Raw genomic sequence first — 24,598 nt, forward strand, 5'->3', positions numbered from 1 at the left:
CGTCGATGAGAGCCCTCCTCCGCTACCAGGCCGCCCTGCTGGCCCGCTCGCAGCGCTGGCTGCCGCCGTTCATCCTGTACGCCGCCTTCCTCGCCGTCGGCGTACAGGGCGGCCAGCCCATCCTCGACTCGCTCGGCTTCACGGCCGCGGCCCTGCTGCCCGTCGCCGCCTGGCTGGTGCGGATCTGCGTCACCAACGAGCCGCCCGCCGCCCGCAGTTGCGTCGCCGCGGCGGTCGGCCCGGGCCGGGCGCACCTCGCGGCGCTGCTGGTGGCGCTGGCCGCGGCGGCGGCGCTCGGTACGGCGGCGATCGTCGTCGTCACCCTGATCAGCGACCCGGCCAGTGCCGATCACCAGATCCGGGTGCCACGGCTGCCCGCGGGCGCCGCCGGTCTGCTCGCCGCGCTGGCCTGCGCCCTGCTCGGTACGGCGGTAGGCGCCCTCACCACCTGGCCGGTGCTGCGCTCGACCGGCCGTGCGGTCCCGGCGATGCTGCTCGCGGCGCTGCTGTCCGTGGTGGTGACCGGCTCCCCGGCCCAGGCGGCGGTCAGCGGCCTGGTCACGGGCTCCCGCTCGGGCACGGTTCCCCTGCCGGTCCTGCCCTTGATGGCAGCGACCCTGTTCACCGCGGCGGCGACGGCCGCGGCCTGCGCCCTGACCTCCCGCAGATCACCCTGAACAGCGGATCACCCGGAACAGGCCGTACGCTGCGCCTCGTGCCACTCACACACCGGGCAGAGCGTGATCCCCTTGTACGACTCCGGGTACTCCGTGGGCTCCCGGCACAGCACGCACTCCGCATACGGAGGCCCGTCGGCCGTGGGCGGCTTCACCGCGTCACGGATCGTGCAGTAGTCCTCGCTCATACCCCCCAGCGTAGGCCGCTCAGCCCTGCCCGCCCGCCGCCCCGATCAGTTCGGACACCTTCACGAACCGAAAGCCCCTCTCCCGCAGCTCGGGCACGATGCGCCGGACCACCCGCTCGGTCGTCGGCGCGGCACTGAGCGTGCAGTGCATGACGACCACCGACCCCGCGCGCACCCCGCCCAGCACCTCCTCGGCGACCGCGTCGGCGTCGGTGGCGAAGGCGTCCCCGCTCGCCACGTCCCACTGCACGGCCGTGACGCCGGCCGGGGTCAGCGCCCTCAGAGCGCCCCGGTCGTAGCAGCCGCCGGGAAACCGGAAGTACGGCATCGCATCCCGCACCCCCACCTTCCTGAACACGGCGTACGCCCGCTCCACATCCGCCCGCACCCGGTCCTCGGCGAGGGTCGGCAGCCCGTAGCAGTCGTCGGTGACGGCGTAGTGGCTGTACGAGTGGTTGCCCACCTCGAACAACGGATCCCGCCCGATGGCCCGGGCCTGCTCCGGATACTCCTCGGCCCACCGCCCGGTCATGAACACGGTCGTCGGCACCTTCAACTCCCGCAGCGCGGCGACCAGCCCCGGATTGTCGAACCGCTCCCCCCGCTCCGCCCGCGGCCCCTGATCGGCGGTCATGTCGGCGTCGAAGGTGAGCGCCACGGTCCTGTCCCGGGTCCGGGGACCGTGCTCGAAGACGGGGGTCAGACCGGCGGGGCCGGGGGCCAGGGTCGGTGGTCTGGACGCCGGGGCGGCGGGAGAGGCGGCGGAGGCGCTGGGCGCGGGGCGGGGCGCGAGGGACTCATCGGCCGGGGCGCACGCGGTGAGCGCTGCCCCCAGGGCGCAGACGGCGGTGACGCGTCGTACAAGAGTGATCACCGCAGGAAGATATGATGATTAAAGGGATATTCCGGTGCGCGCATGGGTGTGCCGGGCCGGTGTCACTCACCCGGCGGGGCCGGTCTTCTCAGTCGGTGCGCGTGCACCGCCCCGTCGGGGCGGTGGCCGGAGGGCGGCACTGGAGGGCGTAGTCGGACGCGTTCGTGCTCAGGTAGCGGCCGATGCAGGTGGTCGGGGTGGTTCGGTCGCGCTCGGCGCAGAAGGCCAGGGCGGCGTGGCCGTCGGTGAAGGGGCCCGGGGCGTAGAACACCCAGAAGCCGGGGCGCAGGGAGGCGTAGTCGCCGCTGCGCAGGACAGCCGCCTCCGGCACCGTTCGGCGGATCTTGGCGAGCGTCTGGTCCCGGACGGTGGTGCCCGCGGCGATGGGCTCGGAGTGGAGCTGGGCGATCCAGCGCCCGTCCGAGGGTGTTGCGCTGGTCGGGGTGGGGGTGGGAGTGGGTGACGGTGCGGGGGTGGTCGGCTTCTGCTTCGCCGGGCCGGGGGTGGAGACCGTGGTTCTCGGGCTGGTCGCGACACGGGTCTTGTCGTCGCCGTCGGTGCCGCCGGGGCGCAGCGCGAACACCAGGGCCGTCGCCGTACCGATCACCAGCGCCGCGGTCACGGCCACCACGAGGGGGGTACGGCGTCGAGGGGCGGGCACCCGCTGCGGAACCGTGGGACGCGGGGTGTCCAGTTGGGTGGGGGTCGGTGGCGTGGACGGGGGCGGTGCGGCGGTCGTCAGCGTCGGCTGCGCCCAGTGCGGGGTCGCCCCTGCCTCGACCTGCGCCAGCATCGCGTCCAGCCGGGCGGCGTCCGGGCGTGCCGCCGGGTCCCGTACCAGCAGGGCGTCGAGCACCGCGGTCAGCGGGCCCGAGCGGGTCGGGGGCGGGAGCGGGTCGTCGAGTACGGCGGCCAGGGTGGCCAGCGTGGTGGGGCGGCGCAGGGGGCTGATGCCCTCCGCGCACACGTACAGGACCACGCCCAGCGACCAGAGGTCGGCCGCCGGATCGTCCTCGTGGCCCCGGATGCGCTCGGGGGCCATGTACTCGGGCGATCCGACGAGCTCGCCGGTGGCCGTGAGGCCCGTCGTGCCCTGCAGGGCGGCGATGCCGAAGTCGGTGAGGACGGCGCTGCCGTCGGTGCGCAGGAGGATGTTGGCGGGCTTGACGTCCCGGTGGTGGATGCCCGCCGCGTGCGCGGCCCGCAGCGCGGCGAGCACCTGGCGGCCGATGCGGGCCGCCTCCGCCGGGGTCAACGGGCCCTCGTCCAGTCGCTGTTGGAGCGAGAGGCCCGGCACCAGCTCCATCACGATCCACGGGTGCGGCTCGGCGTCCACGATCTGGTGGACCGTCACCACATGCGGGTGGCTGAGCCGGGCCAGCGCCCGCGCCTCCCGCATCACGCGCTCGCGCATCACACCGACCGTGTCCGCGTCGGACCGCACCGCCTTGAGCGCGACCTCGCGGTGAAGCACCGTGTCGCGAGCCCGCCACACGGTGCCCATTCCTCCGCTGCCCAGCCGTTCGACCAGCTCGAAACGGCCGTCGACGAGATCCCCCGGTGCGTTCATGCCGCACAGGTTAGAGGACGAACGGAAAGGAGAGTTCCGCTAGGGGGCCGCTGCCCGTCACCGTTACCTTCGCCAGGGTCCCGTCACCGCGAACGTCGTCCCCGGCGTGTAGCAGTTCACGTACATCGTCTCCCCGTCGGGCGAGAAGGTGACCCCCGCGAACTCGCCCCACTCCGGCTCCTCGGGGGTGCCGAGGTTCTGGGCGTTGCGCGCCATCGCGTACACCTCGCCGCGTCGCGTCACCCCGTAGACGTGCTGGGCGCCGTTGCCGTCCTCGCACACCATCAAGCCGCCGCTGGGCGCGAGGCAGATGTTGTCCGGGGACTCGCCGGGGAGCTGGAGGTCCGTGTTCGGACCGAAGACGATCACCAGCGTGAGACGGCGCGCGGGCGGGTCGTAGCGCCAGATCTGGCCGTAGTGGTCCGCCGCCGAGCCCTCCGCGCTGCGGGCGAAGGAGGACACGAAGTAGACGTTGCGCCCGCCCCAGTAGCAGCCCTCCAGCTTCTGCGCGTGGGTGATGCCCTTGGGGCCGAAGTCCTGGTGGCGGATGGGGGTCTGCGCGGCGAGGGGGTCCGGTACGTCGACCCACTCGATGTTCTCGAAGCTCGCGCCCGTCTCCTGGATCGAGGAGAGGTCGGGTACGCCCGGTACCCGCATGGCCTGGAGCCGGCCGCCCGCGCGCAGGGAGCCGAGACCGCCGCGCGGTGCGTGGGGGAGGAAGCGGTAGAAGAGGCCGAAGGGCTTCTGGAAGGCGTCCTCGGTCTCGTAGACGATGCCGTGCCGCGGGTCCACCGCGATCGCCTCGTGCTGGAAGCGGCCCATCGCGGTCAGCGGGACCGCGCCGGAGCGGTAGGGGTTCGCCGGGTCGACCTCGAAGATGAAGCCGTGGTCCTTGGTGTAGCCGTTGGTGCCGGCCCGGTCCTCGGTCTCCTCGCAGGTCAGCCAGGTGCCCCAAGGCGTGGGCCCGCCCGCGCAGTTGACGGCCGTACCGGCGATGGCGACCCGCTCGGACAGGACGTGGTTGCGGGAGTCCAGCGTCAGCGCCGTACAGCCGCCCTTGCCCGCCGGGTCGTAGGTGAGGCCCGCCACGGTCGGGACGGGGATGGCCGCGGTGTTGCGGTTCTCGTGGTTGCGGACCAGGTGGACACGGCGGCCGTATCCGGCGAGGGCGGTCATGCCGTCATGGTTGGAGGGGACCTTGCCCTCCCCGGAGCGGAGCCGGTCGCCCTCGCGGGAGAGGACGCGGTAGCGGAAACCTTCCGGCAGATCGAGCAGACCCTTCGGGTCGGGGACCAGAGGGCCATAACCCGAGTGGCCCAGGTTCCGCGCGGCGGCCGTGCCCGCGAAGAGTTCGGAGAGGTTTCCGGCGAAGGCGATCGAGACGCCCAACGCGCCGGAACGGGCGAGGAGCTGACGACGCGTCGACGCTGTTTCGGACATGGAGCAGCCTTCCTGCTGGCGGACAGGAACTGTGACCCCGCCGTGTCTATCACCTGCTGCGAGTCCCGTGAACCACGCGCGTAGCGTGTGTCACTTCTGCTCGGGCTGCCCGTCGGTGTCCGGCGTGGATTCCTCGACGGCGATGTGCTCGGGGGTGGGATCGACGGCGGTCTGGTCAGGGGCCGGCTCGACGGCGTGGTCCGGCGGCCGCTGGGCGGGCCGGTCCTGCGGCGGCCTGTCGGCCCCTCGCTCCAGGAACCGCAGCAGTTCCACCGGGATCGGCAGCACCAGCGTGGAGTTCTTCTCCGCGGCCACCGCCATCACCGTCTGCAGCAGGCGCAGCTGGAGGGCGGACGGCGCGTCGGCCATCTGGTGCGCGGCCTCGGCCAGCTTCTTGGAGGCCTGGAGTTCGGCGTCGGCGTTGATGACCCGGGCCCGCCGCTCGCGGTCGGCCTCGGCCTGCCGGGCCATGGAGCGCTTCATCGACTCGGGCAGCGACACGTCCTTGATCTCGACACGGTCGACCTGCACGCCCCAGCCCACCGCGGGGCTGTCGATCATCAGTTCCAGGCCCTGGTTGAGCTTCTCGCGGTTGGACAGCAGATCGTCCAGATCGCTCTTGCCGATGATCGAGCGCAGCGACGTCTGCGCCATCTGGGAGACCGCGAAACGGTAGTCCTCGACGCTGATGATCGCGGCCGTCGGATCCACGACCTTGAAGTACACGACGGCGTCGACCCTTACGGTCACGTTGTCGCGGGTGATGCCCTCCTGGGCCGGCACGGGCATCGTCACGATCTGCATGTTGACCTTGTGGAGCCGGTCCACGGCAGGGACGATCAGTGTGAATCCCGGCTCGCGCACGGTGCCCCGCAGTCGTCCGAGCCGCAGGATCACCCCGCGTTCGTACTGCTTGACGACCCGCGCGGCGGCCGCGACGTACACGACTCCCGCCGCGGCGACGCCCGCAGCCACGCCCAGCAGCTCCTCGACCATGACGATCTCCTCGCCGAGAGGCCCGTTCCGTATACACCTGTAACGATATGCCCGGTGTCTGGTCCGGGGCCATGGACGGCCCCGGACCAGGGGTCATACCTCAGAGCCTGAACAGGCTCTCAACAGGAGTCGTACGCCGGTCAGGGCGCCGTGACCCGCACCGGGTCCGTGACCCGCACCGGGTCCGTGCCCGCCGCGCTGTGCCGCTCGGCCCAGTTCTCCAGGGCCGTACGGCAGGCGTGGTCGAGGTGGTGCAGGCCGGACAGGTCCAGCTCCACCGGGCGGTCCTGAGGCAGCGCCTCCAGGCTGTCGAGGATCTTCGGCAGCCTGAGGAAGGTCGCGTTGCCCGACAGGTGCGCCTGGATCGGGCCGGCGCCCTTGTCTATGATCTCCAGCTTCAGGTGCGAGGCCTCCCAGGCGGTCTTGGCGATGGACAGGGCCAGACCGATGAGCACGCCCTCGAACATGTTCACCGCGACGATGGAGACGGCGGTGACGACGAGGATCAGCGCCTCGCCCCGGTGGCCCCGCCACAGGGAGACGATCCCGCGGAAGGGGATCAGCTTCCAGCCCGAGTGGACCAGGATGCCGGCCAGCGCGGGGATCGGGATCAGCGCCAGCGTGGCGGGCAGCAGCGCCGCGAACAGCAGCAGCCACACGCCGTGCATGACGCGCGCCGCCTTGGTCTTGGCGCCCGCCTGGACGTTGGCGGAGCTGCGCACGATGACCGCGGTCATCGGCAGCGCGCCGAGCACACCGCAGACGGTGTTGCCCGCGCCCTGGGCCATCAGCTCCTTGTCGTACTCGGTGCGCGGCCCGTCGTGCAGCCGGTCCACGGCCGCGGCGCTGAACAGCGACTCGGCCGACGCGATGAGTGTGAAGGCGACGATCGTGGCCAGCACGCCGACATCCGCGAGCTCACCGAAGGCGCTCAGGGACGGCGGCTGGATGGATCCCAGCAGGCCCTTGACCTCGACGGTGGCGACGGGCAGGGAGAACACCGCGGCGGCGGCCGTCGCCAGCCCGACCGCGGCGAGCGGACCGGGGATCGTACGAACCTTGCTCGGCATCCGCTTCCACAGCACCAGGATGGCGATGGTGCCGGCGCCCAGTCCGACCGAGGCCAGCGCCTCGGTGTTCCCGACGGCCTCGACGAGCGCGCCGGGCAGCCCGGCTATTTTCTCCAGACCGGAGGCGGGCGCCTTGGCGTCCGCGACCGAGTAGAGCTGTCCGGCGATGAGCACAAGGCCGATACCGGCCAGCATGCCCTCGACGACGGAGACCGAGATGGCCCGGAAGTAGCGCCCCAGCTTCAGAGCGCCCATGAGGAGCTGGAGCATACCGGTGGCGAGCACGAGCACCCCGAGGACCGGCAGCCCGAACTCCTGCACGGCCTCGAAGACCAGCACGGTCAGACCGGCGGCCGGTCCGGAGACCTGAAGGCTGCTGCCGCGCATCAGCCCGGTGACGATGCCGCCCACGATGCCGGTGACGAGCCCGAGCTCGGCCGGGACTCCGGAGGCGACGGCCACGCCGACGCACAGCGGCAGCGCGACCAGGAAGACGACCAGTGAGGCGGCGAAGTCCTGCCGCAGGTGAGGGTATTTGGTCATCATGCCGATCACAGCGCTTCGAACGCGTCGGTCTCGGCGGAGTGGGCGCGCACGGCGCCCTTGTGCACTTCGTAGTACCAGGCGTGCAGGGTCAGTTGACGCTCCTTCAACTTCTGCTCGATGAACGGGTACGAGCGCAGCCGCAGCAACTGCGTCAGCACATGGGCCTGGACGCCCTCGGCGACCTCCGGGTCCTCGACGGCACCGGTCGGCCGCGGAGTGGCGTTCGAGAGCCAGTCGCGCACGGCCGGTACGGCGTCCAGGTCGTCGCCGCGCACCAGCGCGCCGACGGCCCCGCAGTGGGAGTGGCCGCAGACCACGATGTCGCTGACGCCGAGGACCTCCACGGCGTACTCGATGGTGGCCGCCTCGCTGGTGGGGTGCTCGGAGGCGTACGGCGGGACGATGTTGCCCGCGGTGCGCAGCTCGAAGAGCTCGCCGGGTCGGGCGCCCGTGATCAGGGCCGGGACGACCCGGGAATCGGAGCAGGTGATGAACAGAACCTGGGGGGACTGACCGGCGGCCAGCTGGGCGAACTCCTCAGGGCGCTGTCCGAACGAACGGGCGTTGTCGATGAGGGGCTGCATATGTGGTGACTCCTCCTGGCGCGCCGCAGTGGCGCGTCGGGGTTTACATGACAGAGGTGGGGGGGGGGACTGCTCTGCTTCTCAGCAGCGGAAGACCTGAAGTGCGGCCGGAGTGCGGGACACCGAGGGTCTCGACGTGCGCTGGTGTGCGGCGCCGGTTCTGACCGGCTCGTGCGTGGCCGCGGGGTCCCGGGCGAGCAGGGGCCGATAGGGCGCCTCGGGCCCGGAATCGGCCGTGCGCAGACGGTCATGGGTGCGCAGTGGACCGGTCGGGTCCCCATGGCCCGACGGTATGCAGTGGCGGGACGTGAGGGTTTCGTCGCGCAGCGCCTTCCCGGAGAGCTTGATTCCGGGCTGGGCTTTGGCCTCTGCCTGACTGACCGTATGCGCTTCTGCGAAGTGCGCGGTGGGTGCGAAGAACTGGAGGGCGAGCAGGACGGCGGCGAGGATCGAAACCACGGTCCGGGCCGTCGTACCTCGGAACATGCGCCCCCCTCCGGTCAGTCCACACCTCTTGCGCGAGCCAACAACTGGTCAACCGTTGGTCAAGAAACACATTAGCCCGGCAAAGTTGTTTGCAGGGTTAACTTAACGTTTCAAGCTGAAGAGAGCCTGAAACGCGAGGGTGGCATGGCTTGAACTCCCCCTTGACCAGGGGGAGTTGGCGAGTTAGGGGCGTCAGGCGCCGACGATGCCCTTCGCGTCGCGCGCCAGGGCGGTGAGGCGCGAGATGGCGCGGAAGTACTTCTTGCGGTAGCCGCCCTTCAGCATGTCCTCGCTGAAGAGCTGGTCGAAGGGCACGCCGGCGGCCAGGACCGGGACTTCACGGTCGTAGAGCCGGTCGGCGAGGACGACGAGACGCAGGGCCGTCGACTGGTCGGGAATCGGCTGCACATCGGTCAGGCAGACCGCCGTGAGCCCGTCGGTCAGCGCGCCGTAGCGGCTGGGGTGGACCCGGGCCAGGTGGTCCAGCAGGTGCGGGAAGTCGTCCAGCGAGGCGCCCTCGGTGGCGTACGCCGCCTTCGTCACCTGTTCGTCGGAGTACGGCGCCGGCGCCTGGGGCAGGCCGCGGTGGCGGTAGTCCTCGCCGTCGATGCGCAGCGTGCGGAAGCGGGCCGACAGGCCCTGGATCTCGCGCAGGAAGTCGGCCGCCGCGAAGCGGCCCTCGCCGAGCTTGCCGGGCAGGGTGTTGGAGGTGGCGGCGAGGGCGACGCCCGCGTCGACCAGCTTGCCCAGCAGGGTGGAGACGAGGACGGTGTCGCCGGGGTCGTCCAGCTCGAACTCGTCGATGCACAGGAGGCGGTGACCGGAGAGGGTCTGCACCGTCTGCTGGAAGCCGAGGGCGCCGACGAGGTTGGTCAGCTCCACGAAGGTGCCGAACGCCTTGAGGGACGGCTCGGCCGGGGTGGCGTGCCACAGCGAGGCGAGCAGATGGGTCTTGCCGACGCCGTAGCCGCCGTCGAGGTAGACGCCGCGGGGCCCGGCCGGGGTCTTGGGCGCCTTGGACCTGCCGAACCCCAGGAAGCCGCGCTTGCCGCCCTTCCCGGCGCCGCTGGCATGCGCACCGCCGAGCCCGCCCGCGAAGGCCTCCAGCACGCCGACCGCCTCGGTCTGGCTGGGCTGGTTCGGGTCCGGTATGTACGTGCTGAACCGGACCGAGTCGAAGCGCGGCGGCGGCACCATCTCGGCGACCAGCCGGTCCGCGGGGACATGCGGCTCACGGGCACACAGGGACAGCGGGCTCGCTTCGGCTATCGACTGCGGACCGGAGGCGGCGGAGGAGGACGACACGGTTCACCATGCTAAGCGCCGTGCCACACTCCATGACATGCGACGCCTGTTCCCTGTGACCGACGAAACAGCAGCGAGGGCCTCCGGCGGTTTGGCCGGGGACGACGGGTCCGGAGCTGCCGAAGGGGGGCCTGTGGTCGGTGCCCCCGGTGGGGGTGCTGAGGGTAGGGGCGCCGGAGCGGCCTCAGCGTCCGGCGCAGCACGTGACGGACGAGGGGCGGGAATCAGCGCGGCGGGTCCCGTCACCGGGGGCACCGGAGGAACGGGCCGGACCGCCGACCGCGGGCAGGGAGCCGGGGGCGCTGCGACGGCTCCCGTGGGCGGCCGCCCGAGCGGTGAGGCCGCTGCTGCCGGTGCCGGTGCAACCGGTGGTGGGCAGGCGGGCGGGGCGGCTGAGGGCAGTGGCCCGGCGGGTGGCCCGACTGGGGACGGCGAGCAGGTGGGCGGGGTGGCCGGGAACGGTGGCCCGGCGGGCGGGTTGGCCGGGGACGGTGTGCCGGTGGCCGGGGCGGCCGAGGACGGTGGCCCGGCGGGTGGGCTGACCGGGGACGGTGGCCCGGCGGGTGGGGCGGCCGAGGATGGTGGGCAGGCGGGCGGGGTGGCCGGGGTCGACGGGTCCGGTGGTCCCGCGGACGTCGGTGCCGATGAGGTCGGTGGTCCCGGGCGCGGGGCTCGTCGCGGTGCCGCCGGCGGGGCCGGTTTCCCCGGTGCCGATCTGGTCGATCGGGAGTGGAGTCTCGCCGAGCTTGCCGTCGCCTATGCCTACCCCCGGCAGGGGCCCGGCGGTCGGCAGCCCTGGTTGCGGGCCAACATGGTGTCCACGCTGGACGGTGCCGCCCAGCACGACGGGCGTTCGCAGCCCATCTCCTGTGCGGCCGACATGCGGATCTTCGGCACGCTGCGGGCGCTGGCGGACGTGGTGATCGTGGGTGCCGAAACGGTACGTCAGGAGGGGTACCGTCCGGCACGCGCGCGGGCGGAGTTCGCGGAGGCGCGCCGGGCCGCCGGGCAGGGGCCCGCGCCGGCCATCGCGGTGGTCAGCGCGAGCCTGGACCTGGACTACAGCCTGCCGCTCTTCACCTCGCCCCTCGTGCCCACCCTTGTCCTCACCGGCGCCGCCGCGGCCCCGGACCGGATCGCGGCCGCGGAGAAGGCGGGCGCGCGGGTGGTGATCGCCGGTGACGGCGTCGGCGTGGACCCCGTCCGTGCCGTCCAGGCCCTCGCCGAGCTTGGCCACACCCGGCTGCTGACCGAGGGCGGGCCACGGCTGCTCGGCCAGTTGGTGGCCGCCGGAGTGCTCGACGAACTCTGTCTGACGATCTCCCCGATGCTCACCGCCGGTGACGCCCAGCGCATCGCCGGCGGGCCCTCGGTGGCGGTCCCCGCACGGTTCGAGCTGGCGTCCTTGCTGGAGGAGGAGGGCTTCCTGTTCGGCCGGTACCGGCGGAGGTGAGGTTGGTCCGGACATGGGTTCCATCGGTGCCGTGGTCCTGAAAACGGCGGAATCCACCGTTCCGTTTAGCTTCCGCCGGGCACACTAAAACTCGCAGCCCCCGTGCGAGCACGGGGCAGGATGGTTTCCGCAGAAGGGGCGCCCGGTGTTCACAAGCGTTTTGATGATCGAGAAGGCCCTGACCTCCGCCGACGTGGAGTTCGTCACCACCTTGCACGGGGATGAGCAGGTCGCCTTCCATGTGCTGCTCCAGCCGCGGGGCGAGCAGGCCGACAGGCTCTTGCGCGCCATCGACGACATCGCGCTCGGCGAGCTGGACGAGGCCGTTCGGGAGGGGAAGACGCCGGAGGGGGAGGAGGCGATGAGCACGGGGGAGCGGGCGCTGGAGGTGTCGCTCACGGCGCTTCGCGGGGCCGGTGCGGAGGCCGAGGGGCGGCTGCTGGAGGATCATCCGCTCGATGCGCTGAAGGCCGTGGTGGAAGAGGTCGGGGCGGATGAGGTCATCGTGCTGACCGACCCTCATTACGTGGAGGAGTTCTTCCACCGTGACTGGGCGTCGAGGGCTAGGCACAAGGTGGGGGTGCCGGTGCTGAAGCTGTTCTCGCACAGCAAGGCGTAGGGGTTTTCGGGGTTGCGCCGTAGGGGCTTGTGAGACCTGCCGGCTGCGGGTTGTGTGGGGCTGGTCGCGCAGTTCCCCGCGCCCCTGGGCGTTGCGATCACCGCCAGCTAATAGGCTGAGGGCTCACCGTCGTACCGCAATCCTGGGAGAACACACATGGCACCCGGCATTCCCTCCGCCATGGACCGACCGCACTTCATCGGCATCGGTGGGGCCGGGATGTCGGGGATCGCGAAGATTCTCGCGCAGCGTGGGGCCGGGGTGGCCGGCAGCGACGCCAAGGAGTCCGGGACCGCCGAGGCGCTGCGGGCGCTGGGCGTGACCGTGCACATCGGGCATGCGGCGGAGCACCTCGCCGACGACGCCAGCTGTGTCGTCGTGTCGTCGGCGATCCGGCAGGACAACCCCGAGCTGGCCCGCGCCGCCGAGATGGGCATCCCGGTCGTGCACCGTGCCGATGCGCTGGCCGCGCTGATGGACGGGCTGCGTCCGATCGCCGTCGCCGGTACGCACGGCAAGACGACCACGACGTCGATGCTGGCGGTCTCCCTGTCCGAGCTGGGCCTGAAGCCGTCGTACGCCATCGGCGGCGACCTGGACGCCCCCGGCTCGAACGCCCTGCACGGCGACGGCGACATCTTCGTCGCAGAGGCGGATGAATCGGACCGCAGCTTCCACAAGTACGCGCCCGAGGTCGCGATCGTCCTGAACGTCGAGCTCGACCACCACGCCAACTACGCGTCGATGGACGAGATCTACGAGTCCTTCGCGACGTTCGCCGACCGGATCGTCGACGGCGGCACCCTGGTGATCTCGGCGGACCAGGACGGGGCGCGGGAGCTGACCCACCGGGTGTCGGGCGCCGTGCGGACCGTGACCTACGGCGAGGCGGAGGACGCCGACGTCCGTGTCCTGTCCGTGCTGGCGCAGGGGCTGAAGAGCCAGGTCACCGTCCTGCTGGACGGCCAGGAACTCACCTTCGGGGTCTCGGTGCCCGGGCGCCACTACGCGCTCAACGCGGTGGCCGCCCTCGCGGCGGGCGCGGCGCTGGGCGTGCCGGCCGCCGAGCTGGCCCCGGCGCTTGCGGCCTACACGGGCGTGAAGCGGCGGCTCCAGCTGAAGGGCGAGGCCGCGGGCGTCCAGGTCATCGACTCCTACGCCCACCACCCGACCGAGATGACGGCCGACCTGGAGGCCATGCGCGCCGCCGCCGGTGACGCCCGGATCCTGGTCGCCTACCAGCCCCACCTCTTCTCCCGCACCCAGGAACTGGGCAAGGAGATGGGCGACGCCCTCGCCCTCGCGGACTCCTCGCTGGTCCTGGACATCTACCCGGCCCGCGAGGACCCGATCCCCGGCGTCACCAGCGACCTGATCATCGAGGCGGCCCGGGCGGCCGGCGCCGAGGTGACGGCGGTGCCCGACAAGAGCGAGGTGCCCGCGCTCATCGCGGGAATGGCGAAGCCCGGTGATCTCGTTCTCACCATGGGCGCGGGCGATGTCACCGACCTCGGCCCGCTCATCCTGGACCGCCTGGCGAAGTGAGGGGCAAGCATTCATGTCGTACGACGTCGAAAAGCCGGACGAGGAGTGGCGCGCGGAGCTGAGCCCGGCCGAGTATGCCGTCCTCCGGCAGGCCGGCACGGAGCCCGCCTTCTCCGGTGAGTACACCAACACCAAGACGACGGGCGTCTACTCCTGCCGCGCCTGCGGCGCCGAACTCTTCACCTCCACCACCAAGTTCGAGTCCCACTGCGGCTGGCCGTCCTTCTACGACCCCAAGGACACCGACGCGGTGGAGCTCATCGAGGACCGCTCGCACGGGATGGTGCGGACCGAGGTGCGGTGTGCCCGTTGCGGGTCGCATCTCGGGCATGTCTTCGAGGGCGAGGGGTATCCGACGCCGACCGATCAGCGGTACTGCATCAACAGCATCTCGCTGCGGCTGGCGGCGGAGGAGGACTGACGGCCGAGGAAGACTGATGCCCGCGAGGACTGACGCGGGCAGGGCGGGCGCGGCCGGCGGATTGCGGTCGCGCTGGCACGGGGGATGCGGGTGTTCCTAGACTCGTAGGAGGGGTCCGGCCCGGCGGGTCGGCCCCATGGTCGGTCCGGTGGTGCGGGAAGGCGGTGGCGCCGCATGTCGTACGTCGCTGTGAGTGCGATCAGCCATCCCGGGCTGCTGCGGGAGCGGAACGAGGACAGCCTCGTCGTCGGGCCGTGGACGCTGTGCGCCACCGTGACCGAGAACCCGCAGACCCTGATCTTCCCGCTCGGCACCCCCCTCGTCGTCGCCGTGGCCGACGGGCTCGGCGGGCATCCCGGCGGGGAGGTGGCCAGCGCTCTGGTCGTCCGACAGATCGCGTCCTTGGGGCCCGCGCTGACCAGCGAGGTCGCCGTCCGGGAGGCGCTGAACGTCTGCAACCGCGCCGTGTTCCAGGCCGCCGACGCCGAGCAGGGAGCCGACCTCGTCGGCATGGGGACGACGGTCGCCGGTGTCGTCGTACAGCCCGGTTCGCTGTTCGTGTTCAACGTGGGCGACAGCCAGGTCTTCGCGGCCTCCCCCGACGGGCTGCGTCAGCTCAGCATCGACGACAGCCCGCCGCATCCGGCCGGGCAGACCACGGCTCTTGTCACCCAGTGCCTGGGCGGCTCGCCCATCTTCCGCGCCGTCCACCCCCATGTCACCTCCGCGACCATGGCGCCGGGCGAGCGCTTCCTCATCTGCTCGGACGGCCTGACGGACCCGCTCACCACGGACGTACTGGACGAGATCCTGCGGGGGCACGACGACGGCCGGGCGGCCTTCGAGCTGTGGAAGGCCGCGATCGAGGCGGGCGGGCCCGACAACATCACCGTGGCGGTGGTGCGGGTCGAGGAGGAGTAGCGGGCGGTTCCCGGCCTCGTCCAGTTTCCAGTAGCCCTTCGCGTAGGCGCGCCGGCGGTCCAGGCCGAGGAGCGACTTCAGATGGTGCCGGGCCGCGGCGCACTTTCCCGCGTGCAGATCAACGGAGTACGGCATTCCCGAACTGTTGTCCCGCAGGGCCGCCGCAATATGGAGGGCGGTGCATCCATAGGACGTGCCGAACTCTCGGCTGCTCGGTCGCGTCAATGCGCTGCTGTGGTCATTTCAGTAGCTCCTTGGACGTATTCCGGATGGCCTCTGATGAAATTCTGAAATTCGCCGGTGGCCAGCCGGATCGGAGCCGTCGTGGCCTGTGAGGAGCCTGCTGTGACGGGCGTGTGCTCCAGCGGGTCGAGCGTGAACAGGCCGCCGGATGGGGCAGGCGGTTTGTTCGCCGGTCGCGGTCAATGAGCATCGGCTCACCTTCGGATTTCACTCTATTGACCGGAGCGTAATGCGCAACGCGCAATCGTTGCCTGGTGGTTATTGACCAGTGAATGACAGGGGGGCTCATGTCTCGCGTATCGCGTCCGGCATTCGAGGAGTTACAACGGCTAACACAATGAGGTGGATCAGTCCTGATGGCTGTATCCGGGGCCGCATGTGAGCGTTCAGAATTTTCCCCACGATCGAGGCCTTGAGCGTCACGTAATTCCCCAGGCGGAGGCTCCCCATGGCGAAGGGGTGCCCGTTTGGAGGGCGTGATGGGGCAACCCCTCATGAAAGGCCTTGCTCCTGTGCGGGTGTCATTCAACGCAGCAGGAGCACGCTCCTGACGCCGGCGTGGTCCGAGGGCCACAGTCCTGACGGAGTGCGGTCCGCCTGGGTGTCGCCCACCCGGTTGCTCGCCAGCGCGGTGACGCCGCTGCCGCGGAAGAGCACGTAGTCGATGCGCTGGGCGAGGCTGGACGTGGGGTTGATCAGGTTGGCGGCCTGGCAGCAGGTGAAACCGGGGTTGCCGGGGCGGGTGGCAGTCCATGCGTCGGTGAAGTCGGCGGCCAGCAGGTGGTTGTAGGTCTGGGTGGTGGTCCCCGGTGTTGCGCCGACTCCGCCGGCGGCCGAGTTGAGGTCGCCGAGAAGCACGGTGGGGAGTGTGGTGTTCAGCGGGCCGGTGAGCAGTTCGTCGGCCTGTGCTTCCTGGACGGTGGGAGAGGCGGGCTCCAGATGGGTGGTGACCACCCGGGCGGTGTTGCCGCGCACGGTGGCGTCGGCAGCGACCCAGCCGCGCTCGACCCGGATGGGGACGTTGCCGGGCGGAACGCAGCCGAACAACGGGCGGCAGATGGGCACGTGGGCCTGGAACCGGGCGGCCTGAGGGTTGGCCACGGAGAAGACGCGCGCGGGCAGGTCGGTGCGGGCCAGGAGCACGTCGCGGTCGGTGAGCCGGATGTCCTGCAGACCGCCGCCGGGCAGGGAGCGCGGGGCCTCGAAGTCGCTGCCGACGGTGACGGTGGCCACGGCCGCGTAGTGCTTGCCCCGGGAGGCAAGCTTGTCGAGCAGGATCTGCAGGAAGTCGTACTCGACGTGGGTGGCGCTGCCCGGTCCGGCTGGTGTCTGGCTGCGCCACAGCACGGCTTCCTGGAGGCCCACGAGGTGGGGGTCGCTGCCGGCGATCTCGTCGGCCAATGCCTCGGCGCGCTCGGGGAAGTTGGTCGCCTGGACGTTCGCGTATACCGCGGTCACCGCGGCGACGAGCGCTTGTGGGTTACCGGCGGCGAGGACGGGCGCGAGGTCGGCGCCCAGGTAGAGGTTGCGGGTCATGACCCGCAAAGGGGCGGGGGCCTCGGCGGCCGAGGCCGCAGGGAGTGACCCGGGTGTGAGGAGCAGGAGCGCGAGCGCGCCCAGGGCGGCTGTGAACCAACGGCGGAACATACAAGCAGACCTTTCGGTGCATAGGCGATTAAAGTGCCTATCTTCGGCAACAGCTAAGGCGGCCGGACGCGATGTGTCGATCCAGATGTAGGCCGGGTAGCCGAAGCCCTTCGCAAGAAAGGGCTGCTCTGATGGGCGGATGGTGCCGACGGAGTCGACTCCGGGATCCCCATGAGGAAGAACGTGAACTTCTGGCTGGGGAATTACGTGACCGTCCACACCGCAACGACGTCATCCGGTTGATCCCTCTGCTCGATGCGATTTGCTGCTAGGGAATCCGGAACCTTGCGCACGTCGGCCCGCGCTGTGTGAGCGAGCCGCACTCGTCCTGGATTCCGTCGCCCGCATTGAGGGCCATGATGCTGATGCCTGCGGCCTGTGGTGGAAGGGACATCGGCATACTGACCCGCTGCTCGACCACGCCCTTGTCGTTGGGTCTGAGCTCGCTTGAGTAGGCGTCGACCGACTCAACAACAGGCTCGGACAAGTCGGCCCTGACAGCGTTTACAAACACATCAATGCTGGCGCCCGTCTCGACGCCGTCAGCATGAACATCGAAACTTAATTTCAGATTGGACCGAGGGCCCTCGGCTTTGATGTGGGTGATGGTCGGCCGCCCGTTTCCCCCAGCAGCCTTTGCCGCGCCGATAACCGCCACGCTCAGAGCCGCCATATAGAGGATCACCCCGAGAATGAGCACAACGGTCTCCCACAGGTTGCCCCGCCGTGTGGGGTGGACGAGCAGAGCCACAATGCTGCAGACGATGGCGAGGATGGCGCAGAGCGAGGCCACATAGATGGGCCACGAGTCGTTGTTGAGGGCAACGAACACGACGTCGCTGCTGAGGCCGAGCAGGGTCATGACGCCGGCAACGGCGACGAGGGCGCCTGCCAGGATCTTAGCGACGTCGTCCAGGCGCTTTCCGATCCTGGCCTGGATCTCCTCGTACGTCGGGGCAGGTTCTTGTTCGCTGCCCCGCTGCGGTACCCCGTTCATTGCGCTCCTCCTGACCGCAGGCTCTGGGCGGTCAGCCGGTCGTCCGGCTGGCGTCCGGCCCTAGTGGAAGACGCTAGGCTCGGGTGAGAACCTCAGCGACCCGGAGTTGGGCCGGACAGACGAGTCTGAGGAACGCCTCGTGGGTGTCCGCCCTGCGTTCCCATCGGATGCGCAGTCGCCGGAAGCCGTGCAGTCAGGCGAACGTGCGCTCGACCACCCGCCGGTAAGTACCCAGCCCAGTGCCGTGCCGGGTGCCACGGCGGGCGATGGCTGGAACGATGCCGCGAGCGCGGACCTGGTCGCGGTAGATGTCGTGGTCGTAGCCGCGGTCGGCGAACAGCGAGTCGGGCTTGCGGCGCGGACGACCCACCTGGCCGCGGACGGGCGGGATCGCATCGAGCAGCGGGATCAGCTGGGTGACGTCGTTGCGGTTGCCGCCGGTCAGCAGGACCGCGAGCGGGGTGCCGTGCCCGTCGGTGATCAGGTGGTGCTTCGAGCCGGCCCGGCCGCGGTCGACCGGCGACGGGCCCGTGTGCTGCCCCCTTTTGGCGCCCGGACGTGGGAGGAGTCGACCACACAGCGAGACCAGTCCAGCCGTAAGGCCACGTTCAGCTCAGCAAGCAGGACCTCGTGCAGCCGCTGCCAGACACCGGCCTCGTTCCAATCCCGCAGCCTGCGCCAGCACGTCATGCCCGAGCCGAAGCCCAGCTTCCTGGGCAGGTACTCCCACTGGATCCCCGTGGGCAACACGTACAGGATTCCGCACAGCACCTCCCGGTCCGGCAACGGCTTGCGGCCCGGATTCCGAAAGCGTCGCTCGCGCTGCGGAAGCAGCGGCTCCAAGCGGTCCCACAGCTCATCCGACACGATCCACGGTGACGTCCCCACACCGGAACGAACGCTCAACTCCCGCCCCGGACGCGGCCACCAGGGCTGATCCACCTCATTGTGTTAGCCGTTGTTAGCGCCGAGGTCGGCTTCGATGCTCACGCCACGCGAGCGCCAAGTCCTCGACGGCATCAAGCTGGGTGCTGCTTCGCGTACCGAGGCCGTCATCGACGGAATCAGGAGCGGTTGTATCAACCTGCAACGGTCGGTCAGGACAACGGTCAGTCAAGAAGCCCTGGGTGACGACTCTCGAGCGAGGGCGAGGACGATCCGGGCCGTGGAGTCCACGAGTTCCTTGTCGATGGGCGCGCCGAACACGAGCGCCCGGTAGTACAGCGGGCCGAGCAGCAGATCCACGAGGTGGTCGAGGGTCCGGTCGTCGACGGTGAGGTCGAGATCGCGGGCGAGGAGTTCGCGCAGGCCGGCCGCGTCGCGTTCGCGTTGCTCCTTCAGGAAGCCGTCCCGCAGTGACGTGGCCGTGTCGCTCTCCAGTTGGGCGTGCCCGAGCAGTGCCTGCAGCACCTGGCCGGCCGGCTCCTCGAAGAAGTCGGCCACACGCCGCAGATGGGACGCGAGGTTCGCCTCGGCGCTCGCGGCCTCGTCCGTCCGCCACTCAAGGGCCTCACGGGCGTCGTCGATGAGTGTGTCCAGCAGGATGTCGACCTTCGACTTCCACCAGCGGTAGATCGTCTGCTTGGCGACCCCCGCGCGCTGGGCGATTCCCTCGATGGTCAGACCGGTGAATCCTCGCTCGACGAGGAGATCATCCGCTGCGTGCAGCACCGCGAGCCGGACGCTCTCGCTGCGGCGTGGGCCGGTTCGGCTGATGACCGTGGTCTGTTCGCAGTCCGGTTGTGGCTTCCGCGTGGCGCTGATGGTCCCGTCAACCTTTCGAGTCGTGCGTCTGCTGAGAATTCTGGCACAGGGGCTCCACCGCGGACCCGTGTCCGGCCGGCCGGGCTCAGGCGGCCTTCCTGCCGGTTCGCACCAGGCTGAGCAGGACGCCGAGGGAAAGTGCGGCGACCACCGCGCTGAACGTCTCACCGGCGGGGCGCAGGCTGGTCTCGCGGATCAGGACGCCCACGCCGATCGCGGGCACCGCGAGCATCGAGTACAGGATGGCGAAGAAGGTGGAGACCGACGCGCCGCGGTGCTGAGGGGCGCTGCGTGTGATGATGCTGCCGATGCCGTGGCCGACGGCGATTCCCGTCGCCAGCCCGTTGACGGCGGCGCCGATCAGCAGGGGTGCCAGGGTGCTGGTGGCCATCGACGTGGCGATCAGGCCGGCGGCGACGATCAGCCCCACGCAGGACGTGGGCAGAGCGGTGGCGGGCTTGAGGACGCGGACCAGGAGCTGGCCGAACGCGGTGCATGCGAAGGCGATGAACACCACGAGGCCGGTCAGCGCATGGCTGGGCTCGTCCAGCACCGTGCCCAGGAACAGGCCGGTCACGGCGGTCAGGACGCCGAGCACGGCGAAGCCCGAACCGGCCGCCATCGCCGAGCGCAGGAAGTCCGAGCGGATCTCGCCCGGCACGTGCAGCGGCTGGAACTGCAACGAGAAGCCGGAGCGGTGCTCGGAGCTCTCTCCGTTCACCATGACCCCGAGCATGCCGATGGCGGCCAGAGCGAGCATGACGACCCAGGGCGTGCGCAGCGGGGATGGGGCGACGTCGGCCAGGATGCCGGCCAGCAGCGTGCCGCAGGCCAGGCCGCCCATGTTCGCGAACAGTGCGACGGTGGCGGGCTTCACGCGGGCGTCCGGCCCGAGCCGTTCCGCGAGCGAGGCGGTGGCGGCGCCGGTCACCAGAGCCGCCGAGAAGCCGGAGATGACCCGGGCGACGAGCATGGCTCCGACGTTCTCGGCGTACAGGAAGACGACCGCGGCGCACACGGACAGCAGCGTGGCCGCGATCAGCACGGGGCGGCGTCCCACCTGGTCCGAGAGTCGCCCGAGGGCCAGCAGGCCGACGACGACGCCGAGCGCGTAGACGGCGAAGACCACGGTCACGGTGAAGGGCGTGAAGTCGAACTCGGCGCCGTAGAGCGGGTAGAGGGGGGTCGGTGCGGTGGTGCCCGCCATGGTGATCCATAAGGCGAAGGCCACGCTGAACACGGCGAGCCCGTCGCCCCTCACCCTCTCTGGTGTGCTGGTCCGGTCCATGGAGTGGACGGTCGGGTTCCCCACTGCTGTGGCCTCTCATGAGCGGTCGTAGGCGGAAGACGACGCGCGGCGCGATCAAGGCGAGACTTACCGTTGCGTCTATTCAAGAGACTAGACTAGTCGTTGCGTCTATTCAATGGGGTGTGCATCCATCGGCGGGGTGCTTGGGATCAACGGGTGCTTGGGATCAACGGGTGCCTGGGATCAGCGGGGTGCTCGCCGGATCTCGCGTCAGAGCATCTTGCGCTGCACCATGATCGACAGTACGAGTGCGCCCGGCAGCAGGGGGACCCACACCGTCAGGACGCGATAGCCGATGACGGTGGCCGCGGCGAGGCCCATCGGGGCGCCGAAGGTGACCATCATGAACACCAGAGCCGCGTCCACGGGGCCGATGCCGCCCGGTGCCGGTACGGCACCCACCGCGGTGCTGGCCAGGAGGAGGGCGAGGGTCACCTGCGTCCAGGACAGCGGCAGACCGAGCGCGAAGCCGACCGAGGCGATCACGCTCGCCTGGAGCAGCGGGGTGGCGGCCGCCCCGCCCCAGAGGGCGAGGACGCGGCTGGGCCGGGTGTGCAGGATCCGGGCGTCGGTCAGGGCGGTGCGTACGAAGCAGACGAGGGGGCGGCGCAGGGGGCGTACGGTCGCCGCGAGGATGCCCGCTGTGGCGAGCACAGCCGTCACGCCGAGGGCCACCAGGAGCAACGTCCGCCTGTTCGGGACGAGTTCGCCCAGGTGCAGCAGCTCGGGGAAGGCCACGAGGAAGCCGAGCAGCACCGCCGTCTTCGCGATCGGTTTGACCAGCGAGTACAGGGCGAGCGAGGCGGTGCCGCGGGCCAGGGGTATGCCCTGGCTCTGCAGGAAACGCAGGGTGACGGCGTGGGCGCCGATGCTGGCCGGCAGCACCTGGTTGGCGGCGCCGGCCGCGAACTGCGACGCGAGCAGCCGGCCGGGCGGCAGCCGCTCCGGAATGGCCCCCTGGCGGACGACCGCGGCGACCACCCAGCCCATGCAGGTGAAGAAGAGGCCGGAGAGCAGCCACCACGGGTCGGCGGAGGCGAGCCGGGTCGCCCCGTCGTGGACGGTGTGCCAGTCGGCCGCCGCCCAAGCGCCGATCAGCAGGAGCGGGAGCAGGGTGAGCGCGTGGCGGGTGAGGCGGGCGGGGGAGAAGCGGGTGCGGTGGGCAGGGGAGAGGGGAGGGAGCGGGGAGTGGGCCGGAGCGGGGGCGGCCGTGGCGGGCAGCGGTCCGGGGAGATCGCTGAGCGGGAGCGAGGACACAGCGCGGTCGTCCTTCCGCGTCCCACCCGCGCGGACGCGGGGCGGACGGCTAGAGGGAGGGCGAGGCAGGAGGGGACGACGGAAACGTGCCCGTTCGACGTGACGCCGTGGTGTCCGGGAGCGGAAGCGGCGTCGGCGAGCGGGCGACGTGGTCCTGCTACGGATGGTGCCCGCGAGCCGCCGCCTTCACCCTCACCGCATCCAATGCCCGCCGCTGCTCCACCCCAGCAGGCGCCGGGCGCGTCCCCCGTCCGCCGTCCCGTCCGCTCCGAAGCCTCCGCCCTCCGCGACCAGGACCAGGCCCGCCAGCACGGGGGCCAGTCGGGTCGTGACGTGGGCGGGGTGGCGGGCCGTCTCCTCGTCCAAGCCTGCGATGACCCGCCGTTGTTCGTCGGGCGGGCACAGGGACAGGTGGAACAGGGTCTGGCGCCAGGCGTACGCCGCGTCCTTGATGGTGGCCAAGGGGCGCGGGTTGTGGTGGACGCGGGCGGTCAGCCGGCACACCGTGCCGAAGCCGTGGCGCGCCAGGTCGGCCCAGTCGGGACGCGGGGCGATGCCCACCCGGTGGACCAGGGTGGCCAGGTTATGCGTGGTGAGGATCTGCGCCTGCTCGATCACCGTGCCGTTCGCCGCCACCGACCAGGACCCGGCCCTGGTCCCGGACGCCGCCGCGGCCCGCTCGGCGCACAGCCGCGCGAAACCGGGGGACGTACGGGCGCCGCGGGAGTGGCTGAGCGCCGTGCCCGTCTCGATGATCGCCAGGTTGCGGATCGCCGCGTAGTCGATGCCGTAGTACCGCTCGTACAGCGTGCCGCGGAGCAGTTCGCCCGCGATCCGTGCCGCCGTGAGGAACTTCGGGCTGAACGTGTCCATGAAGATGTCGGCGGCCAACTCCTCGACGAACGGCGCGCCCAGGTCGCCCTGGCGGGCGAGCACGCCGAGCTCGCGGACGAGCGGGTTGGGCAGGATCGTGCCGGGGAACGCCTGCACGGCCAGCTCGCCGAGTTGCCGCAGCACGGCGAGCGCACCGTCGCTGTCCGGCTTGCCCAGCACCGCGGCGCGCTGCCCGGACACCGCCCGTACCCAGGGCAGTTCCTCGACGCGTACCTGCCGTTCCAGGTTGAGCAGGAGCAGGGAGCGGCGATTGCGGAACGCCCGGTAGTTCGCGGCCATCAGTGTCCGCAGTGTCTCGTCGCGGTACGCCTGCGCGGTGGTGGCCGCGACCAACTGCGGTACGAGTTCGGCCATGACCTCGGCGGACGGGACGACGCCGCGCTCCACGAGCGTGCCGATCGGCGCCCTCAGTGTGGCCTCGACCACCCTGCGGACGGCGGGCGGTACGGCCGCCCCGGCGGGCAGGCCGGTCTCCCGGCTCTCCTCCCGCGTCACCGGGGCGACGACGGGGGCGACCTCCGGGACGCCCGTCTCCTGCGGGAGCCCGGCGAGCCGTCCCAGCGCCACCTGGGCCAGGGCGTGGTGGGAGGGGAGTGCCGCCTGCTCGGCCTGGGCGCGGCGCAGGGACGTGTGCGGTGCGGATCCGGGCAGCCCGCGCCGCCGCACCATGGACGCCACGGCGTGCCGCAGCAGACCGAGCCGGCGCGCGTCCAGGGGCCGGCCGGCGACCGTCTCCTCCAGCGCGCCGCGCAGAATGCCCAGGTTCTGCTTCGGGTTGCGGTGCTTGGAGCAGCGGGTGTGCTCCGCGGCCAGCAGCCGGTAACGGTCCAGCAGGGCGGCGCCGCTCGCCAACCAGTCGGCATCCGGGTCGAGTTCGAGCACCCGGCCGTCCCGCGCCGTCCGCAGCCAGTGGACGAGCAACTCGTCACCGAACGGCTGCCACACGGCGAGCGCCTCACGCTGGCTCTCCACGGCCGCGTTGGGCCGCCGCCGTACGAGGGTGCCGACGGCGTCGGAGACGGTGCGGCGATGCACGGGCGGGCCGACGTCTGCTGTTCGTGCGTCCGGGGCGGGGCTGTCCGTCGGGCGGGTGCCCGCCATGCCGGGGTCCGTCGGGCGGGGCAGGAAGCGCAGGCGGTCGGCGAACGGCTCCAGTTCTGCCGCGAGGTCCAGTGCCGCGTCCGTCTCCCCGTGCCGTACGAGCCAGGCCATGGTGAGCAGTGCGGCCTCCTCCGGTACGTCGATCTCGTAGTGGCCGGTGTCCAGCCGGGCCCACAGCCAAGCGAGTCCGTCCTCGGTCAGGCAGTGGGCGAAGAGCGCGCGCCGGTCGGCCGGTACCCCGAAACTCCGCGCGGCCTCGGTCTCGTGCGGCTGGAGTGGGCCGCCCGCACCCGGGGTGCCCGTGGCGAAGCCGCCCCGGACCACCTCGGGGGTCACCCAGGCCGGCAGCCCGGCCACGGGGGTGCGCGAACCGACCGTCAGCCGGCCCGCCGACATCCCTGCGAGGACCTCCCGCCAGCGCTGCCCGCGCACCTCGGCCCGGCGCCGGGTGTCGGCGTCCGCGTGGGTCAGCGCGGTGGTGAAGGCCTTGGCCAGCTGGGCCGCCGCATAGGACGGGGCCGCGGTGAGGGGCTGCTGCTCAGCGTTGTCGTTCATAAGCCGGCGTGGCAGGTTCCGCCCCTGCGCCCTCCGGGTCTCAAGCCCGGTGCTCTGCTGCTGAGCTACACGCCGATGAAGGCCGACGGTAGACGTCGGGATGATCACCGTACAAGTGGATTTCCGCTCGCGGCCG

Annotated in this window: 22 protein-coding genes, 1 tRNA gene and 1 pseudogene; 6 read left to right on the forward strand and 18 right to left on the reverse strand. The window is 71.1% G+C overall.

The features are described 5' to 3' along the window. Positions 1-5: 5 nt before the first annotated feature. Positions 6-677, forward strand: a complete 672-nt coding sequence (locus BLU79_RS44215) for an ABC transporter (RefSeq protein ID WP_093911749.1) — start codon at positions 6-8, stop codon at positions 675-677. An 8-nt stretch (positions 678-685) separates the two neighbouring features. On the opposite strand, the gene BLU79_RS44220 is transcribed toward BLU79_RS44215, so the two are convergent. From BLU79_RS44220 to BLU79_RS49590, 10 genes are all read right to left on the reverse strand, one after another. Then, positions 686-865, reverse strand: coding sequence for a hypothetical protein (locus BLU79_RS44220; protein WP_093911713.1), 180 nt, complete (start codon positions 863-865; stop codon positions 686-688). 19 nt (positions 866-884) lie between these two features. Further along, positions 885-1,739 carry a polysaccharide deacetylase family protein gene (locus BLU79_RS44225; RefSeq protein ID WP_093911714.1) on the reverse strand — a complete coding sequence of 285 codons (855 nt, stop codon included), beginning with the start codon at positions 1,737-1,739 and terminating at the stop codon, positions 885-887. A gap of 88 nt (positions 1,740-1,827) precedes the next feature. Then, positions 1,828-3,309 carry a serine/threonine-protein kinase gene (locus BLU79_RS44230; protein ID WP_093911715.1) on the reverse strand — a complete coding sequence of 494 codons (1,482 nt, stop codon included), beginning with the start codon at positions 3,307-3,309 and terminating at the stop codon, positions 1,828-1,830. Positions 3,310-3,372: 63 nt separating this feature from the next. Continuing rightward, complete coding sequence (locus BLU79_RS44235; protein WP_093911716.1) at positions 3,373-4,749, reverse strand: PhoX family protein; 1,377 nt, start codon at positions 4,747-4,749, stop codon at positions 3,373-3,375. A gap of 90 nt (positions 4,750-4,839) precedes the next feature. Beyond that, entirely contained in the window at positions 4,840-5,745 is a 906-nt protein-coding gene (locus BLU79_RS44240; protein WP_093911717.1) for a slipin family protein, read from the reverse strand. 140 nt (positions 5,746-5,885) lie between these two features. Next, the gene (locus tag BLU79_RS44245; protein ID WP_093911750.1) at positions 5,886-7,361 is read right to left on the reverse strand and encodes a SulP family inorganic anion transporter; all 1,476 of its coding nucleotides are present in this window, start codon (positions 7,359-7,361) and stop codon (positions 5,886-5,888) included. Between the two features lie 5 nt (positions 7,362-7,366). Then, a complete protein-coding gene (locus tag BLU79_RS44250; protein ID WP_093911718.1) occupies positions 7,367-7,945 on the reverse strand; it encodes a carbonic anhydrase in 579 nt (192 codons plus the stop codon). A gap of 81 nt (positions 7,946-8,026) precedes the next feature. Then, complete coding sequence (locus BLU79_RS44255) at positions 8,027-8,431, reverse strand: hypothetical protein (protein WP_093911719.1); 405 nt, start codon at positions 8,429-8,431, stop codon at positions 8,027-8,029. Between the two features lie 192 nt (positions 8,432-8,623). Continuing rightward, positions 8,624-9,736: a cell division protein ZapE gene (gene zapE / locus BLU79_RS44260; RefSeq protein WP_093911720.1), complete on the reverse strand. Its 1,113-nt coding sequence runs from the start codon at positions 9,734-9,736 to the stop codon at positions 8,624-8,626. A gap of 184 nt (positions 9,737-9,920) precedes the next feature. After that, entirely contained in the window at positions 9,921-10,580 is a 660-nt protein-coding gene (locus BLU79_RS49590; protein WP_256333717.1) for a hypothetical protein, read from the reverse strand. Here BLU79_RS49590 and BLU79_RS44270 point away from each other — a divergent pair. From BLU79_RS44270 to BLU79_RS44290, 5 genes are all read left to right on the forward strand, one after another. Then, entirely contained in the window at positions 10,548-11,189 is a 642-nt protein-coding gene (locus BLU79_RS44270) for a pyrimidine reductase family protein (RefSeq protein ID WP_093911751.1), read from the forward strand. The genes BLU79_RS49590 and BLU79_RS44270 overlap by 33 nt on opposite strands. A gap of 145 nt (positions 11,190-11,334) precedes the next feature. Further along, on the forward strand, positions 11,335-11,808 hold the full coding sequence (locus BLU79_RS44275) for an indole-3-glycerol phosphate synthase (RefSeq protein WP_177001425.1): 474 nt from the start codon (positions 11,335-11,337) through the stop codon (positions 11,806-11,808). 156 nt (positions 11,809-11,964) lie between these two features. After that, positions 11,965-13,353: a UDP-N-acetylmuramate--L-alanine ligase gene (gene murC, locus BLU79_RS44280; protein ID WP_093911721.1), complete on the forward strand. Its 1,389-nt coding sequence runs from the start codon at positions 11,965-11,967 to the stop codon at positions 13,351-13,353. Positions 13,354-13,366: 13 nt separating this feature from the next. Continuing rightward, the gene (gene msrB / locus BLU79_RS44285; protein WP_093911722.1) at positions 13,367-13,774 is read left to right on the forward strand and encodes a peptide-methionine (R)-S-oxide reductase MsrB; all 408 of its coding nucleotides are present in this window, start codon (positions 13,367-13,369) and stop codon (positions 13,772-13,774) included. Between the two features lie 174 nt (positions 13,775-13,948). Further along, complete coding sequence (locus tag BLU79_RS44290) at positions 13,949-14,695, forward strand: PP2C family protein-serine/threonine phosphatase (protein ID WP_093911723.1); 747 nt, start codon at positions 13,949-13,951, stop codon at positions 14,693-14,695. Between the two features lie 768 nt (positions 14,696-15,463). On the opposite strand, the gene BLU79_RS44295 is transcribed toward BLU79_RS44290, so the two are convergent. From BLU79_RS44295 to BLU79_RS44330, 8 genes and pseudogenes are all read right to left on the reverse strand, one after another. Continuing rightward, the gene (locus BLU79_RS44295; protein ID WP_093911724.1) at positions 15,464-16,585 is read right to left on the reverse strand and encodes an endonuclease/exonuclease/phosphatase family protein; all 1,122 of its coding nucleotides are present in this window, start codon (positions 16,583-16,585) and stop codon (positions 15,464-15,466) included. Between the two features lie 268 nt (positions 16,586-16,853). Further along, positions 16,854-17,582 (reverse strand): hypothetical protein, encoded by a 729-nt coding sequence (locus BLU79_RS44300; protein ID WP_093911725.1) that lies wholly within the window; start codon positions 17,580-17,582, stop codon positions 16,854-16,856. 73 nt (positions 17,583-17,655) lie between these two features. Beyond that, positions 17,656-18,470 (reverse strand): annotated as a pseudogene (locus BLU79_RS44305) (IS5 family transposase). A gap of 225 nt (positions 18,471-18,695) precedes the next feature. Then, on the reverse strand, positions 18,696-19,253 hold the full coding sequence (locus BLU79_RS44310; RefSeq protein WP_093911726.1) for a TetR/AcrR family transcriptional regulator: 558 nt from the start codon (positions 19,251-19,253) through the stop codon (positions 18,696-18,698). A gap of 178 nt (positions 19,254-19,431) precedes the next feature. Further along, positions 19,432-20,634 (reverse strand): MFS transporter, encoded by a 1,203-nt coding sequence (locus BLU79_RS44315; protein WP_093911753.1) that lies wholly within the window; start codon positions 20,632-20,634, stop codon positions 19,432-19,434. 231 nt (positions 20,635-20,865) lie between these two features. After that, positions 20,866-21,912 carry a lysylphosphatidylglycerol synthase transmembrane domain-containing protein gene (locus BLU79_RS44320; RefSeq protein ID WP_093911727.1) on the reverse strand — a complete coding sequence of 349 codons (1,047 nt, stop codon included), beginning with the start codon at positions 21,910-21,912 and terminating at the stop codon, positions 20,866-20,868. 192 nt (positions 21,913-22,104) lie between these two features. Next, entirely contained in the window at positions 22,105-24,462 is a 2,358-nt protein-coding gene (locus BLU79_RS44325) for a hypothetical protein (RefSeq protein WP_093911728.1), read from the reverse strand. A gap of 3 nt (positions 24,463-24,465) precedes the next feature. Continuing rightward, positions 24,466-24,537: transfer RNA gene (locus BLU79_RS44330), tRNA-Ser, on the reverse strand. Positions 24,538-24,598: the final 61 nt, after the last annotated feature.

It is taken from the genome of Streptomyces sp. cf386 (assembly GCF_900103585.1).
GTDB lineage: Bacteria > Actinomycetota > Actinomycetes > Streptomycetales > Streptomycetaceae > Streptomyces.